The organism is Myxococcus sp. CA051A, from assembly GCF_013336705.1.
In the GTDB taxonomy this organism is placed as follows: Bacteria; Myxococcota; Myxococcia; order Myxococcales; family Myxococcaceae; genus Myxococcus; species Myxococcus llanfairpwllgwyngyllgogerychwyrndrobwllllantysiliogogogochensis.
Map to the genome: position 1 here is coordinate 251123 of NZ_JABUMS010000010.1, position 12219 is coordinate 263341.

General features: G+C 68.9%; 10 protein-coding genes. 3 read left to right on the top strand and 7 right to left on the bottom strand.

Annotated elements, in window-relative coordinates; translation table 11 throughout:
- Positions 1 to 102 precede the first annotated feature (102 nt).
- From HUA74_RS28070 to HUA74_RS28085, 4 genes are all read right to left on the bottom strand, one after another.
- Positions 103 to 336, bottom strand: coding sequence for an ATP synthase F0 subunit C (locus HUA74_RS28070; RefSeq protein WP_141647851.1), 234 nt, complete (start codon positions 334 to 336; stop codon positions 103 to 105).
- Between the two features lie 137 nt (positions 337 to 473).
- Positions 474 to 1520 (bottom strand): F0F1 ATP synthase subunit A, encoded by a 1047-nt coding sequence (gene atpB / locus HUA74_RS28075; RefSeq protein ID WP_141647852.1) that lies wholly within the window; start codon positions 1518 to 1520, stop codon positions 474 to 476.
- Entirely contained in the window at positions 1520 to 1924 is a 405-nt protein-coding gene (locus HUA74_RS28080; protein WP_174457007.1) for a hypothetical protein, read from the bottom strand. The genes atpB and HUA74_RS28080 overlap by 1 nt, the downstream gene beginning before the upstream one ends.
- A complete protein-coding gene (locus HUA74_RS28085; protein ID WP_174457008.1) occupies positions 1921 to 2187 on the bottom strand; it encodes an AtpZ/AtpI family protein in 267 nt (88 codons plus the stop codon). The genes HUA74_RS28080 and HUA74_RS28085 overlap by 4 nt, the downstream gene beginning before the upstream one ends.
- Before the next feature lie 329 nt (positions 2188 to 2516).
- Between HUA74_RS28085 and HUA74_RS28090 the strand changes: the two genes are divergently transcribed.
- Positions 2517 to 3035: a YbhB/YbcL family Raf kinase inhibitor-like protein gene (locus HUA74_RS28090; RefSeq protein ID WP_141647718.1), complete on the top strand. Its 519-nt coding sequence runs from the start codon at positions 2517 to 2519 to the stop codon at positions 3033 to 3035.
- Positions 3036 to 3335: 300 nt separating this feature from the next.
- The gene (locus tag HUA74_RS28095) at positions 3336 to 5924 is read left to right on the top strand and encodes a GAF domain-containing protein (RefSeq protein WP_174457116.1); all 2589 of its coding nucleotides are present in this window, start codon (positions 3336 to 3338) and stop codon (positions 5922 to 5924) included.
- 26 nt (positions 5925 to 5950) lie between these two features.
- On the opposite strand, the gene HUA74_RS28100 is transcribed toward HUA74_RS28095, so the two are convergent.
- Entirely contained in the window at positions 5951 to 8146 is a 2196-nt protein-coding gene (locus tag HUA74_RS28100) for a serine/threonine-protein kinase (protein WP_254625283.1), read from the bottom strand.
- Positions 8130 to 9425: a glutamate-1-semialdehyde 2,1-aminomutase gene (gene hemL / locus HUA74_RS28105; protein WP_174457009.1), complete on the bottom strand. Its 1296-nt coding sequence runs from the start codon at positions 9423 to 9425 to the stop codon at positions 8130 to 8132. The genes HUA74_RS28100 and hemL overlap by 17 nt, the downstream gene beginning before the upstream one ends.
- Positions 9426 to 9665: 240 nt before the next feature.
- Here hemL and rraA point away from each other — a divergent pair, with 240 nt between their 5' ends.
- Positions 9666 to 10151 (top strand): ribonuclease E activity regulator RraA, encoded by a 486-nt coding sequence (gene rraA, locus HUA74_RS28110; protein ID WP_174457010.1) that lies wholly within the window; start codon positions 9666 to 9668, stop codon positions 10149 to 10151.
- Here the strand turns inward: rraA and HUA74_RS28115 are convergent.
- Positions 10103 to 11911 carry a hypothetical protein gene (locus HUA74_RS28115; protein ID WP_174457011.1) on the bottom strand — a complete coding sequence of 603 codons (1809 nt, stop codon included), beginning with the start codon at positions 11909 to 11911 and terminating at the stop codon, positions 10103 to 10105. The genes rraA and HUA74_RS28115 overlap by 49 nt on opposite strands.
- Positions 11912 to 12219 lie beyond the last annotated feature (308 nt).

Consider the following 12219-nt stretch of genomic DNA (forward strand, 5'->3'; position numbering starts at 1 on the left):
AGACAGCGAGGGAGTCTTCAGGGTGAAACAGCCTGCGAAGAGGCACCGGCACCCGCGATGTGACCCGCGAGCACCGGCGCTTCCCAGGCACCTGCGTTGAAACTAGGCGGTCTTGGTCGCCAGCAGAACGCAAACAACCAGCGCGAACAGCGTGGCGCCTTCGATGAGGGCCGCGGCGATGATCATCGTGGTGCGGATGTCGCCACCGGCGGCGGGCTGACGGCCCGTGGCGTCCATGGCGGCGGCGGCGAGCTTACCGATGCCGAGCGCGGCACCGATGATGGACAGGCCAGCGCCGAAACCGGCGGCGAGGAAGGCAAGAGCGAGGTTGGTCATGGCGGTGCTTCTCTTTTCTAGCGAAGGACCCACTTGTGGGGGGGTCGTGATTCCCTTCAGGACTACCTCTGACGGCCTTTCGAACCGCCAGGTCTTCTACGCGGGGCGCTCGACTGCTCGCGCCCCGCTAACCTGTCTCAGGCGTGCGCCTTGCCGTGGTCGTGGCTGCCGCCCAGCTCGGAGTGGCCGTGGCCGTGGTCATCCGCGTGGCCGTGGTCGTCGTGGTGATGGCCCGTGGCCACCGCCATGCCGATGAACAGCGCCGACAGCAGCGTGAAGACGTACGCCTGCACGAAGGCCACGAACAGCTCCAGCAGGTAGATGGCGAACGCGAAGGGCACGCTCACCACCGCCACCGCCGGATGGCCGAGGATGAAGATGAGGCCGATGAGGAAGAAGAGGACGATGTGGCCCGCCAGCATGTTGGCGAACAGACGCATCGTGAGCGCGAAGGGCTTGGAGATGAGCCCGAGGATTTCCACGGGGATCATGATGATCCACAGCGACCAGTGCACGCCGCCCGTCAGGTGCTTCAGGTAGCCGCCCAGGCCCGCCGAGCGGATGCCCGCAGCCTGCGTCACGAAGAAGGTGCACAGCGCCAGGCCGCACGTGACGGCCAGGTTGCCGGTGGCCGTGGCCATCCAGGGGACGAGGCCCAGCAGGTTCATGAAGAGGATGAAGAAGAACGCGGTCAGCAGATACGGCACGTAGCGCGGGCCGTCCTCCTTGCCGATGTTCTTGATGGCCATCTCGTCACGAACGAAGAGCACCAGCATCTCGATGAGGTTGGCGCCCGTACCGCGCGGCACCAGCTTCGTCTTGTCGCGGCTGCTCCAGATGAAGATGGTGGCCAGGAGCAGCAGCGCCGCCAACCACATCATCACCGTGTGCTTGGTGATGGAGAGGTCCAGGCAGCCCGCCATCAGCCCCGGCCAACCCGTGGGCGCCACCAGCCCGTGGTCCGTCATCACCGGCTCGCAGCTGCCGATGCGCAGCGGCGGAATCGCGCCCAGGTGGATGGGCTGGCTGAGCGGGACCTCGAGCTCGAAGTCGTTCGTGTCCGCGACGTGGTGGAGGATGTAGTCCGGAACACTCGGCTCGCTTCCCTCACCGTGGCCCCCGGACTCCGAAGCCCACGCCGTGGCCACGAACAGAGAGGCGAACAGCACCATTGCCTTGCGCATCACTCGTCTCCGCCCGCCGCGCCCTTGGACGCGGCCATCACGTAGCTGACTTCAATCCATTGCAGCGCGAAGTAGACGCCAAAGAAGCCGGCGATGAACGGCACCGGCTGCAGACCTCGCGAAATCATCCCCAAGAGCCCCACCAACACCGCCACCGCCCGCAGGCCGAAGACCACCGCCACCACCTTCATGGCCGCCTTCAGGTCTTGCTTCACCGCCCGCCGCTTCAACAACAGCGCCACCACGCCCGTCACCGCCGCCAGACCCACACCCCACAGCGCCGACACCCGGTTTTCCACCACCGTCGGCAACAGCCCCGCCACGGCCGCGCCCACCACCGCCACCCCGGCCGCCAGCCCCGCGTGGGAGCCGAAAGGGTCCTTCTCTTCGCCCTGCCCCGTCACTTCCGCTTCCCCAGTCGGGCCATCTCCCGGAGGAATCCGTAGAAGCCCACGCAGATACCCAGCAGGCTCAACCCCAGGAGCAGCCACGGCGCCGTTCCCAGCTTTCCGTCCAGCCAGTAGCCGCCCAGCACGCCCACCACCGCCCCACCCACCAACTTCCACACCGCCGAGACGTAGGGCTCGGCCGCCCGCATGTGGCGAGCCATGGGTCCCAGCTCGCTGCCGTCCGAACCGACCTTATTTGGGGGTTCTTGCTCCACCATTCGGACGCCTCCCCAAACCCTGGGAAACCCTCGGATTTCCCATGCCACCCGATCCAACCCCTTCACACGCGGGCGCCGCTTAACACCGAATGAGCGACACGTGCAACCGCTACAGTGTCCCGGCACGGGACAGCGCCAGCGGGGGTTGCGGCACCGGCAAGCGCAGCTATCACCTCCAGAGCGGGAGCCGGCCCTTTTCGCGAGCCTCACCGAGGGCCCGCCCGCCCCGCTCCCCTGGTGCCCGGCGCCCCAGCGGCCGGGGCGTCGCTCATCCGCGCCGGGGTGTGCGCGTCGCCAGCTTGCTCCTATCCCGATTGTCGGAGGACTCCATGCCCAAGCCCCTCGTGCTGACGTCCCCCCGTTTCAAGGACGGGGACCTCATCCCCATCGCCTTCACCGGCGAAGGAGAGGACACCGCCCCACCCCTGCACTGGGAGAACCCACCCGCCGGGACGAAGAGCCTGGCGCTCATCGTCGAGGACCCGGATGCTCCGGACCCCAAGCATCCCCAGCGCATCTTCTGCCACCAGGTCCTCTACAACATCCCCCCGGGCGCCCAGGGGCTGCCGGAGGGGGCCCAGGTGGACGTGCTGCCCCCAGGGACGCGGGTGGGGCTCAACGACTTCGGCCACCAGGCGTACGGGGGCCCCATGCCCCCCATCGGCCGGCACCGGTACTTCTTCAAGCTGTACGCCCTGGACGTCGTGCTGCCGAACCTGGGCCGGCCTACCCGCAGGGATTTGTTGAAGGCGATGGAGGGCCACATCGTGGGCCAGGCGGACCTCATCGGCCTGTACGAGAAGGTCCACCACCGGGGCTCAGCGCAGGGACCCGGCGCGTCGGCCTGAGTCGCCGCCTGCTCGCTGGGAGACCTGGCGAGTTCATGGACTGACTTGTGGGCGGAGCCCTCGTTTCCGGGCCCGCCCGCATCATTTCCTGTCATCGCCCGCATCGCGCGTGACGCGCGTCAACACATGACACGGGCGTCTCGCGATGTAAGGGAAAACCGCGAGTCGTTGGCCGCGTCTGTGGTCTGGTCATCTAAGTGTCGGGAGCCCCACTTCTCCACCCTTGCATGCGGTGGAAGAGTCATGGGTGCCGTGAATCCATCCATCCGGGGCGGAGCTCCCTATGGCTCCTTCGACGAGATGTCCGTTGGCGTTTGCGTCATCCGCGAGCGTCGCTTCGTGTATGTGAATGATGCACTCGGCATGCTGGTGGGGCACCCGCGTGAGCTCATCGTGGGTCGCCCGGCGACGCTCCTCCTGACGGAGTCGAGCGTGACGGAAGTGATGGAGCAGCAGTCACGCCGACTGCGCGGTGAATCGGTGTCCAGCACCTACGAGGCGGCGCTTCGCACGGCAACAGGAGAACGACAGGTGGAGATGACCATCATTCCCAGCGGGCCCGACTGGGTGGCGCTGGTGCGCGACGTCACGTCGCGGGGCCTGCGGCGCAGCGTGCTCCAGCGGCTGGCGGAGCTGGGCGCGGGGCTGCCCTCCCTGCGCACCGAGGGCGAGGTGCTGCGGCGGGTGTTCTCCGGGCTCGAGGAACTGGGGCTCGCCTTCGCGTGGCTGTCACCCGAAGGTGAGGGCGTGCGGCTGGGGCAGACCTTCGTCCCCGTCGCGCTGGTGCCTCCGGACGCGCGGATGATGAGCGGACGGTGGGTGCGGGACGTGGTGGGCCGCTGGCCGTCCCTGCTGTTCCGGGCGTGGAAGGAGGGCTCGGCCTACTCGAATGACTTGTCACAGGAGGCGGCCTGGTTCCTCGACGGCGCCCAGGCGGACCGCGCTCGGAGCGCGCTGAACCGGGCCGGTCCGGCGCACACCATCGCCGTGCGCATCGACGTGGAGGGCCGTCCCCGCGCGATGCTGGCGGTGGCGGGAGAGTGGCTGCGCGAGGAGGAGATGGCGCCGGTGCGGCTGTTCGGCGCGCAGGTGTCCGCGGCGCTCGATGCGGCGCTCACCATTTCCCGACTGTCCGCGCAGAACACGGCGCTGGCGGCGCTCAACCGACTGGCCTCGGAGGCGGCGTCCGCGCCCCACCCGCGCGCCTTCTTCGGGCCGGGCACGGAGGAAATCGTCGGGCTGGTGGCCTGCGACGCAGTGACCATCCTGCTCCCTCAAGAGAACCAGATGGAGCTGGCGTACGCGCGCGGCATGGACCTGGAGGACGCGGACACGGACCGCTTCGCGCGGCTGTGGCTGGCGGGAGGACTGTGCAACCAGGCCCAGCAGGAGGGCGCGCCGCTGGTGGTGGAGGTGGAAGACTGCCCGAACGGGCTGCGCGAGGACTTGCGACAGCGCGGCTTCCAGACGCTGGTCATCATCCCCCTGCGCGTGCGCTCCCGAGGCGTGGGCACGCTCAGCATCCTCTTCCGTGAGCCCCGGTACCTCACTCCGCTGGAGCTGGAGACGCTGCAGGCGATGGGCACCCACTTCGCGGCGGCCATCGAGACACATCGACTGTTGCAGGAGCTGCGGGGACGCGCCGAGGACATGGCGCTGCTGCACGAGGTGGCGCGGGCCCTGGCCACCACGCTGGAGCTCGACAAGCTGCTGGCCACGGGGGTCACCAGCCTCGCGCGCATCATCGACACACCGGATGCCTATGTCCTCATGCCGAACTCCACGGGCGAGTGGCTGGAGGTCCGCGCGGTGAGTGGCAGCCACCCGGAGCTGCTCGGACGCTGCCTGCCCGCGGGCGCACCGGATGCGTCCGCCACCGGGTTGGCCTTCCTGACGCGCGAGCTGGTGATGGTGGAGGACGCCGTCACCGACGTCCGTGTGGACCAGGAGCTGCGAGACAGCTCCTCCGCGCAGGCGTTCCTGGTGCTGCCCCTGGTGGTGCGGGACAGGCCCGTCGGGGTCATGGTCGCCACGGAGACACGGAGGACCCGCCGCTTCTCCCCCGCTGAAATCGAGCGGGCGAGCGCCATCGCCAACCAGCTCGCACTGGCCCTGGAGGGCGCGCGACTGGTGGAGGATTTGAAGGACAGCTACGTGGAGCTGGCCCGGACGCAGGAGCAGCTCGTGCGTCGCGAGCGACTGGCGGCCCTGGGCGAGCTGTCCGCCGTGGTGGCCCACGAGGTGCGAAATCCCCTGGGCGCCATCTTCAACTCGGTGGCCTCCATCCGCAGAATCATCGGCCCGGGCAGTCCGGCCGAGCCCCTGGTGGACATCGTCGCGGAGGAGGCGGACCGCCTCAACCGCATCGTCGCGGACCTGCTCACCTTCGCTCGACCTCCCGCGCCGCATCCCCATCCGGTGCCCCTGGCGCCGCTGGTGGAAGACGCGGTGCGCGGGGCGCTCGCGGAGTCACCCGGCGCGGTCCGCGTGGAGCTGGATTTGGAGGAGGACGTCCCGCCCGTCACGGTGGACGAGCGGATGATGCGTCAGGCCTTCCTCAACCTGGCCATCAACGCGATGCAGGCCATGCCACAAGGAGGACGCCTGCGGGCCGCGGTGCGACGCGCCGCGGGTGCGCCCGAGGTCATGGTGGAGTTCAGCGACACCGGTCCGGGCATCACCGCCGAGGTGCGCGCGCGCATCTTCGAGCCATTCTTCACCACCAAGGCCAAGGGCACCGGCTTGGGGCTCGCCGTGGTGAAGCGCATCATCGAGTCCCACCAGGGACACCTCACCCTCGACTCCCAGCCGGGCACCGGCACGTGCTTCCGCCTCTACCTGCCGTTGGATTCACCCGCTTCCACGCGCCCGCTGCTGGCCGTTCCGTGACTTGAAGTCGAGAGGAGGGTGGGCTGTCAGCGCCACATCGTGAGCCACGCCACGAGCAGCCCCAGCAGCGACGCGCCCGTGAACAGCGCGACGGCGAGCCAGACGCGGGAGCCCTGAAGCCATCCACCGGAGGGCTCGGGCTCCGCGGTGAGGACCTCGCCGTCACCGGTGATGGCACGCACCAACTCCAGTCGACGCGCCTCGAGGGCCTCCGTGGCCACCGTCTGCGAGATGTCGATACCGAAGCCGACCTGCGTCTCACGCGGCGCGCGTCGGGGGGCGTGTCGCGACATCGCGGGCGTCACCGTGTCCTCGGCGCCCGGCGGGAACAGGGGCTCGTGGGCACCACTGGCTCGCGCGGAGGCCGCCTGCTCGATGGCCACGAGGACCTTCGCCGCATCCAGGGCCTCGGTCGCTTCGACGGGAGACGTGGGCTTCGAGCGAGTCCCTGTGCCGACACCTCCACGCTCGGAACTCGCGTCCGACTCCGAGAGGTAGGTTCCGTATTGCGCGGTCCGCGCTGCGAGGTCTTCCGCCCGGAGAGGCATCGTCGCCAGGGGGTCATCGACACGCGGTGCGTCCGCTCGCGGAGGCACGGCCACGGCGGTGGGTTCATCCTCGTCGGCGTTTCCCCATCCATCCGCGCGCGTCGGCTCGTCGTCGCCGGGACCTTGTCTCGGCTCGCCTGACCCCGGCCTCCTCGGACCAGCAGCGCGCGTCGGCTCATCGTCGCCGGGGCCCTGTCTCGGCTCGCCTGACCCTGTTCGCACCGGACCAGCAGCGCGCGTCGGCTCATCGTCGCCGGGGCCTTGCATCCCCTCCGCGTGTCTCAACTCGCTCGACGCTGTTCGCCTCGGACCAGCCGCTCGCGTCGGCTCATCGTCGCCGGGGCCTTGCATCCCCACCGCATGTCGCAACTCACTCGACGCGGTTCTCCTCGGAGCATCCGCGCGCGTCGGCTCATCGTCGCCGGGGCCGCGTCCACCCGCCACATGCGTCGGCTCATCCTCACCGGGGCCACGCCCGCCAGCGACATGCGTCGGCTCATCCTCGCCCGGACCGCGAGCACCGGCCGCGCGCGTCGGCTCATCCTCGGCCTCGGGCCGCGGGCCCACCTGCGCCCGCTCGGACGGAACGAAGTCATCCGGCGTGTAGATGGCATTGTGCTCGAACGCGAGCGCCGTCGGCGGGGTGAGCGTCGCGACGAGCTCCGGCTCGGTATGCGAGCGCTTCGCCTCCTCGCGCAACAACTCGTCGAGCAGCTTCTCCTCCGCCTTCTTCTCGCGCGGGAAGACCAGCGCCAGCAGCCTCGCGAGCTCCGCGTCCCCCACGCCGGGCGCGAGCTTCGCCTTCAGTCGCGCGAGTTCCGCCCCCATCGCCGCCGCGTCCGGGAAACGATTCGCCGGCTCCGCCGTCAGCGCGCGCATCAGGAACGCATCCACGCTCGACGGCAGCCCCTGCCGATGCTTCCCCGCATTCTCCCACTGCGGATACGCCGCGCGGCGCCAGCGCTCCACCGGGTCTCCCCGCTGCGACAGCGGCTTCCACGCGCACAGCTCCCACAGCAACACGCCCACCGCGTACACATCCGCGCGCCGGTCCACGAAGCGCTTGCGCGCCTGCTCCGGCGACATGTACGTCAGATTCCCAATCACCACCCGGGGCGCCGTCTGCTGCTCCTTCAGCGTGGACTGCGCCGCGCCGAAGTCGATGATCTTCACCTCGCCGTCGTAGCTGATACACACATTGGCCGGTGACAAATCCCGGTGCACCAGATGCAACGCGTGCCCTTCTTCATCCGTGGCATCGTGCGCATAGGCCAATCCCTCACACAGCCGCTCGCCCAGATGCAGGATGATACCCAAGGGCATCATCCGCCCCAGTTGCCGCAGCCGATACGAGAGCCGGCTCAGCGTCTTGCCCCGGACGTACTCCATGGAGAGGTACAGCTGCCCCTCCACCTCGCCCATCGCATACACGCGGGCGATGTTGGGATGCGTCAGCCGCACCACCACCCGGGCCTCGTCGCGGAAGCGCCCCACGAACTGCGGGCTCTCCATGAGCTGCGGCAGGACCTTCTTCACCACACATGCGCGGCGCGGAGCCTCCTCGCGCGCGAGGAAGACCTCTCCCATCCCCCCGGCGCCAATGCGGCGCACCAGGGTATAGGGACCGAAGCGAACGGGCCCCTCGAGGGGCGTCGGCTCAACCGGTCTGGCCAAGCGAGCGGAAGGCCTTTCTCGCCGCCCCGAGCACGTGCGCCACCTCTGCCTCGCCAATGGCCAGCGAGACGAAGGCCGCTTCGTACTGGCTCGGCGGCAGGTACACGCCCGCGTCCAACATGGCGTGGAAGAAGCGTCCGAAGCGCCCCGTGTCAGACGTCTTCGCGCTCGTGTAGTCGAACACCGGCTCCGCCGTGAAGAACACCGTCAGCATGCTGCCCACGCGGTTGACGGTGACGGGCACACCGGCGGCCTTCGCCTCGGCGATGAAGCCCTCCTCCAGCATCCGGCTCACCTGCTCCAGCCGCGCGTACGTCCCCGGCGCCGCCAGCGCCTTGAGACACGCCAGCCCCGCCGCCACCGCCACCGGGTTCCCGGACAACGTGCCGGACTGATACACGGGCCCCGCCGGCGCCACCTTCCGCATGATGTCCGCGCGACCGCCATAGGCGCCCAGCGGCATGCCGCCGCCAATCACCTTGGCCATCGTCGTCAGGTCCGGCTTCAGCCCGTACACTTCCTGCGCCCCACCACGCGCCAGCCGGAAGCCCGTCATCACCTCGTCCAGCACCAGCAGCACGCCGTGCTTCTGACACAGGGCCTGGAGGCCCTGGAGGTAGCCCGGCTTGGGCACCAGCACGCCCATGTTGCCCACCACCGGCTCGATGATGGCGCAGGCGATGTCCTGCCCCTTCTCCGCGAAGATGCGCTCCACCGCCGCCAGGTCGTTATAGGGCGCGGTGAGCGTGAGCTTCGCCAGCGCGGACGGCACGCCCGGCGAGTCCGGCAGGCCCAGCGTCTCCACGCCACTTCCCGCCTTCACCAGGAACGGGTCTCCCGCGCCGTGGAAGCAGCCCTCGAACTTGAGGATGTGCTCGCGACCGGTGAAGCCTCGCGCCACGCGGATGGCGGCCACCGTGGCCTCCGTGCCGCTGGACACCAGCCGCACCATCTCCACGGCCGGCATCGTCCCGCAGATGAGCTCCGCGAACTCCACCTCGCCCGCATGGGGCGCGCCGAACGACGAGCCGCGCCGAGCCGCGTCGATGATGGCCTCCACGATGGGCGGGTAGGCGTGGCCAAGGATGAGCGGCCCCCAGCTCCCCACCAGGTCGACGTAGCGGTTGCCATCCACGTCGGTGAGCCAGGCTCCGGAGCCCTCACGGAAGAAGACAGGGTCCCCGCCGACGCCACGGAAGGCGCGCACCGGAGAGTTCACTCCACCCGGGATGCGCGCCTGCGCGCGGGCGAACAGGGACTGACTGTGAGCGTGATTCATGCCGCGTTCCATAGCACGCGCCGCGACGTCTCCCGCCTCTCCTCTCGCCTGCCCCCATGCTCGCCGCTTCTCCGTCCTGTCGAGTGTCGGTTATGGACACGTCGCGTTGAGACGTCGGCAACGTATCCCTGGAAAATCACACCAGGACGCACATCCGAGCGAGAGGCCGGGGCATCATGGACCTGGAAGACGCGCTGATACAGCGATGTGACGGCGGACCCGAGGACCCAGGAGACTCCCATGGACTTCAAGACGGCGGACCTGTGTGACACCCACTCGGGCACGGCCCACTTCCAGGTCGCCGAGCCCGGCTTCATCGACTACGGCGGGCGGACCACGTTCTCGGGCCTCATCAGCACCGTGCGCGCGCCGGAGGACAACTCGCTCGTCCGCAAGGCCCTGGAGGAGCCGGGCGCGGGGCGAGTGCTCGTGGTGGATGGCGGTGGCAGCCGTCGCTGCGCGCTGGTGGGCGACCAGCTCGCGTTGCTCGCGCAGCAGAACGGCTGGGCGGGCATCATCGTGAACGGCTGCATCCGTGACTCGGAGGAAGTGGGCCGCACCGCCATCGGCGTGAAGGCCCTGGGCACGCATCCGCTCAAGAGCTCCAAGCGCAACGAGGGACAGCGCGACGCGGAGGTGCGCTTCGCGGGCGTCATCTTCAAGCCCGGTCATCGCCTCTACGCGGATGCGGACGGCATCGTCACCTCGGAGTCGACGCTGGACTGAGTCCACGCGCTCCGAGGCCAGATGAGGGCCACGGCGTCGTGGCTACCCGAGGCCAGGAAGGCGCCGTCCTCCGAGAACGCCAGCGCGCCGACCGAATGGGCGTGGCCTTCGAGCGTGGCCAGGAGCGTCCCCTCGCGGCTCCACACCCTCACTCGGCCCGCCACGTCACCCGTGGCCACGAGCAGTCCGTCAGGGGAACACGTCACGGCGAACGTGGGGTCGGGGACCTCCAGCCGGACCTGACGGTACGGGTGCTCCAGTTCCACCAGGAGCACGTGCCCGTACTCCTTCTGGAGCACGACCCACTTGTCATCCGGGGTGAGCGCACGAAAGCGATTCCCCTTCGACACATGGACCGAGGACAGCCATTCATCCTTCTCCAGGTCCACCAGCCGCAGCTCGACGGTGTTGTCCCCGGGCGGCGGACATCTGCGTGAGATGACGCCGAGCCGCCCCGACCGGGACAGCACACGCAGCGCGAGGTCCTCGGGCGCGAGGTCCTTCCTCCAGAGAGGCCGTCCGGTCCGTGCGTCGACGACGCGTATCCAGCGATGCTCGTACCAGCTCTCACTCTCCGCCAGCATCCCCATGTCGTCGGACCAGACCGTCGACGAACCGTTGGAGCATCTCTCCTCCAGTTCCACGTCAGCCCCTCCGAGCAGGCCGCTCAGTCTCATGCCCCCATGCTGGGGCAACAGCCTGAATACACGCCCGCCCCTCACATGGACGCAGGCCCCCTCCGATGCGAACGACTCACGACGCACCTCCCGGCCTGAGTCGCGGTCCCACACCCGGACCGTGCCATCTCCCGCAGCAGTGAGGAGGTGCCTCCCGTCGGAAGAGAAGGTGAGCTGCTCCACCCCGTGGCGATGCGCGGGCCCTGGCACCTCGCGCCGGGTCTGGAGGTCCACCAGCAGGTGGGCCCAGGACTCCCGCTTCGCGAACGATGCCCACCGACCATCAGGGGAGATGACGAAACTCCAGCCAGCGCAACCGTATGAGCTCGGCAGCTCCAGCCACTCCTCCAGCGCCTCGCCTCGGGTGAAGAGCAACCGTCGATTCAGTATTCGCACCTGACGACCATCGGGGAGCAACTGACTTGCGCTGCTGGACACGCGTTGCTCGACGTCGCCCACACACTCCCCCGTCCGGGCGTCATACGTGCGCACGATGCGCCTCAAGCCGGCCCCTGACTGCTTGCACCGGATGAACGCACCCTCTGGCGTGAAGTGCACCCATGGCGGCCCGCACTCGGCATCCCCCTGGACGGACCAGCGCGGGCTCCAGTTCGCCGTATCGAAGACAGACAGCCGAAAAGGCTCGTTGCTGTTCTCCAGCACCAACAGGCTGCCGCCATCCGGCGAGAACACCAGCCACTCCGCTGAACCAGGACTGTCTTCGAGCTGGACGCGCCGGACTTCTTCTTCCCGCTCCAGGTCGAACACGACGAAGCCACTCGGATACTGGGTGCCGGCCAGCAACATCCGCCCGTCCGGCGAGCGCGCGAGGCTGCGGATGTCCGTGCCCAGTCCCTCCCAGCGCCGCAGCTCCGCGCCACTGCGCGCGTCCCACAACCTCATCGTGCCCCCATCGCTCCCGGTGACGATGCGCTCGTCCGGCAGGTAGAGCACGGCGTTCACCCTCCTCGAGTCTCCTCGGAGCGAGAGCAGCTCCCGGCCGTCCTCCAGGTTCCACACCCGGGTCGTCGAGTCTCCCGACGTGACGAGCCTGCGCGAGTCCTCGGAGAAGGCGTGCGTCACCACGCCTCGTGGAAAACCCTCAGGGCCCGGTGCGTGCCAGAAGCGCACAGTGCCACAGCGACTGTGTGCCTGCTCCTGGAGAGGGTCACCGAAAGCATCGAGCCGGGGAAAATTCCGTTCGGGTAGGGGCATGCGGGGCGCCCCCAGCGACGCGCTGGCCCCACGGACCTGACAGGCCTTCGTTCGCGCCCCGTTTCCCTGGCGCAATGTGTCATCACCCGAAACATTTTCGCCGTGCGAAACACAATCAAGACAACCTTCCAGGACGTTCCGCCCTGCGAAATACAGCCATCGAATTACGGGTGACT

What these genes read in the sequence shown, in the direction of transcription:
- HUA74_RS28095 (WP_174457116.1), top strand. Translation starts at nt 3,336, where the DNA reads ATGTCCGTTGGCGTTTGCGTCATCCGCGAGCGTCGCTTCGTGTATGTG.
- HUA74_RS28090 (WP_141647718.1), top strand. Translation starts at nt 2,517, where the DNA reads ATGCCCAAGCCCCTCGTGCTGACGTCCCCCCGTTTCAAGGACGGGGAC.
- hemL (WP_174457009.1), bottom strand. Translation starts at nt 9,425, where the DNA reads ATGAATCACGCTCACAGTCAGTCCCTGTTCGCCCGCGCGCAGGCGCGC.
- rraA (WP_174457010.1), top strand. Translation starts at nt 9,666, where the DNA reads ATGGACTTCAAGACGGCGGACCTGTGTGACACCCACTCGGGCACGGCC.
- HUA74_RS28085 (WP_174457008.1), bottom strand. Translation starts at nt 2,187, where the DNA reads ATGGTGGAGCAAGAACCCCCAAATAAGGTCGGTTCGGACGGCAGCGAG.
- HUA74_RS28070 (WP_141647851.1), bottom strand. Translation starts at nt 336, where the DNA reads ATGACCAACCTCGCTCTTGCCTTCCTCGCCGCCGGTTTCGGCGCTGGC.
- atpB (WP_141647852.1), bottom strand. Translation starts at nt 1,520, where the DNA reads ATGCGCAAGGCAATGGTGCTGTTCGCCTCTCTGTTCGTGGCCACGGCG.